Raw genomic sequence first — 3,021 nt, 5'->3', positions numbered from 1 at the left:
TACTTTAACTCCTTGAATCAACTGAGAAAGAACGATTAAAAAGTATATTTTATAGCTGAAAAACAAGAAAAATTTCAGTGATTATGCTATGTGACACCCCAGGGTGCGGAATGTGGGATTAAACCCTTCGAGTGGGAGAGCCACAGACTCTGATATATCGTATCTCTCAATACACAGTTCAGTTAAAGTCAGATCCCCCCTCGTCCCCCTTTTTAAGGGCGGAAATTAATAGCCTATTGCGCCACCAATCTCAGTAAATTTAATGGCGTTGGAAAGCAGGTTAACTAAGATTTGCCGAACGCGATCGCTGTCGTTGATAATGTTAGGATTTGATAGACTGATGTAAACATACAAAGTCAAGTGTTTCTGCTCGGCTAAACAACGCAGTTCTTCTGTAGTAGCCGTTACTAGTTCAGCTAAATTAAATTCTTCCAGTCTCAACTCCAAGCGCCCAGCCTCCAGCTTGGAGTGTTGTAACTGTTTAAAGCGGGTAACGTCGGTGAAGACAATTTTCACGCCCAAGAGTTCGTCGCTATTGTGGTTTAGCAGTGGTATGACCTGGACGTCAAAATATCTAGTTTCTTGTTCTGTAATTGACCACTCAACCTCTTTCAAAATCACCGCACGGCGGTTAGTGCTAACTTGGTCAATGCGCGATCGCAACTCCAGCGGTCGGTAGGATATTTCTAAGTCTTGCAAGGGGCGGCCCAGATCCCTGGGGTTGAGATTAAACAAAGTGCGGGCTTGTTCATTGGCTAGCACTAACGAATTGTGAACGTCCACTATCACCTAGGCGATCGAATCGATCTCGAAGGCGGCTTGATGAATGCGAGTCATCGGGTCAACCATCTCCGGGGTGGCTGGCTACTCAAAGGAGTTATGCTCAACAACATATCGCGGCGGTTGCCGTTTGGTACTTTTGTAAATACACGTCGCCTTAATTAAGTCAATTAAAGCGGGAGCGATCGCATCCAAGGGCAAAATAAAATCCACAACCCCGGTTCTAATTGCAGCTTGAGGCATCGCAAAAAATTCGGAAGTTGCTTGATCTTGGGCAATAACTATGCCACCCATATTTTTGATTGCCTGCACTCCTGCTGCACCATCGCTATCCATACCAGTCAAAACAACAGCGATCGCCCGTTCACAGAAACTAGCTGCCGCAGATTGAAACAACACATCACCTGCGGGGCGGACATGACGTACTTTTTTCTCATGGGTGTAGAATTAGGGCGCTTAACTCCAATTGTTGTGTTATTTTTCAATTTTGTTTGGGGAGCAAGTACAGCATTATGGCTGAAATTCATCTCTGGTAGTTCAGAGTCAAAACGACAACATGTTGTGACGTAACGAAAACAAGTCCATTCCTAACAACAGCTTTTGGTGTGGTGACTGTCGCTATCCCCGCTTGGGCGATCGCTCATGTAGAGGTGTTGCACTTCAATATTTTAGGGACACTCCAAGCTTTCGCGGGTAGAGACACCTGTAACCGGATTAGTGCCTTCAGCGCGATCGCACATTAACTTGACTTGATAGGGATCAATAATTGCACCAGAAAAATCTGCTCCTGAGATTTTAGCATCGAAAAAGCGACTGCTAGCAAGCATAGCATCGGTGAAAATGGCATTAGTTAAATTAGCTTGATTAAAGATAACGCGATCGGCAAATGCTTCCGAAAGATTAGCATCGCTCAAATCTGCCTGAAGAAATGTTCCCTTCGTGAGAATAGTTCCACTGAGATTTGCTCCCCGGAAGTTTGCTCCCTGCATTTCTGCACCTGCAAAGGACGTTCCATGTAAATCTTGATTAGCAAAATCTCGATATCGTAAATCAGAGAGTGTATAGTTAACTGTATTTTCCTGTGCCAGGGCAGGAGGAGTATTTAGGATTAAAAACCAACTTAAGCAAAGTAGGAGCAGAAAACTTAAAATAATCCTTAACTGAGCTTGAAATTTCCGCTTCATTAATAATTCCATAATTACATCTGTGCCAATTGTGGAGAGTTACTTTCTTTCAACAATTACACCAAATTTTCTCTTTGCGATCGCGTTAAATGAGCTTTTGCTGGCATAGTTGTATTTTAGGCACATTAGATGTGGCATAGCTTACCGTCATCTGGCAACAGAGTTGTAATCAAAGCTTGCGATCGCGCTATCTTGTAAATTGAGGTTAAAGGAGTGCATAGAGTCGTGAAGGGCAAGCACGTTTTACTCACGGGTGGTACTGGTGGCTTAGGGTTAGGTGTAACACCAGCGGTTTTGGCGCAGGGTGCAGCAGCGGTGACGATTCCCTATCGCAACCCCAAGGAAGTCGAACGCCTCAAGGGAATTCTCTCACCTGCTGACTTTGCCAGAATTCAATTTGTCCCTGCGAATTTAGTGGAGGAAGTTTCGGTAGAGAACATTATCAACCAGATGACGCGAGTCGATGTGCTAATTCATCTGGTGGGTGGCTTTGCGATGGGAAAAACTCACGAATACAGCTTTGAAGATTGGAAACGGGATTTTGATTTAAACCTAAGTACAACTTTTTTGGTTTGCAAACATAGCCTCAAGAGAATGTTAGAAACTGGCTATGGACGCATTGTTACTGTTGGTTCTAGAGGCGCGGTGCAACCTGCGGGACAACTTGCAGCATATTGCGCTTCTAAAGCTGGGGTTGTGGCTTTGACACAAGCGATCGCCGACGAAACCAAAGGTACTAATATTACTGCTAACGTAGTCCTTCCCAGTGTTATTGACACCCCCAGCAACCGTGAAGCTATGGGGACAAAAAATGCCGAAAAATGGGTGAAACCGGAATCCTTGGCGCAAGTAATCTGCTTTTTAGCCTCGGAAACTGCTAAAGATATCCGAGGTGCAGCGATTCCTGTTTATGGCAGTATTTAGAGTAGGGATTTAAAACTAGCCCTGTCAAGATGGGTAAAAAACGAACCCAAATCTTAGTAGAGAAGACTATTTTCCTCTTTGTGTCTTTGTGTTTCAATCATTCTTTTTTCACCACCCTCCGGGTTCGCCAGTC

General features: G+C 44.3%; 2 protein-coding genes and 3 pseudogenes. 1 reads left to right on the top strand and 4 read right to left on the bottom strand.

Features of this window, described 5'->3' with window-relative positions:
- Positions 1-243: 243 nt before the first annotated feature.
- From HXY43_RS11905 to HXY43_RS11890, 4 genes and pseudogenes are all read right to left on the bottom strand, one after another.
- Positions 244-468, bottom strand: a pseudogene (locus HXY43_RS11905) (sensor histidine kinase); the annotation flags it as partial.
- A gap of 81 nt (positions 469-549) precedes the next feature.
- Positions 550-762, bottom strand: a pseudogene (locus tag HXY43_RS11900) (PAS domain-containing protein); the annotation flags it as partial.
- A 102-nt stretch (positions 763-864) separates the two neighbouring features.
- Positions 865-1,215, bottom strand: a pseudogene (locus tag HXY43_RS11895) (chemotaxis protein CheB); the annotation flags it as partial.
- A gap of 233 nt (positions 1,216-1,448) precedes the next feature.
- Positions 1,449-1,964, bottom strand: a complete 516-nt coding sequence (locus tag HXY43_RS11890; protein ID WP_290883430.1) for a pentapeptide repeat-containing protein — start codon at positions 1,962-1,964, stop codon at positions 1,449-1,451.
- A 225-nt stretch (positions 1,965-2,189) separates the two neighbouring features.
- Here HXY43_RS11890 and fabG point away from each other — a divergent pair, with 225 nt between their 5' ends.
- Entirely contained in the window at positions 2,190-2,888 is a 699-nt protein-coding gene (gene fabG, locus HXY43_RS11885; protein WP_290883432.1) for a 3-oxoacyl-ACP reductase FabG, read from the top strand.
- The last annotated feature ends 133 nt before the right edge of the window (positions 2,889-3,021 follow it).

This window comes from Fischerella sp., assembly GCF_013388695.1.
Taxonomy (GTDB): Bacteria; Cyanobacteriota; Cyanobacteriia; order Cyanobacteriales; family Nostocaceae; genus PCC9605.
This window is presented reverse-complemented; position numbering and strand designations above follow the sequence as displayed.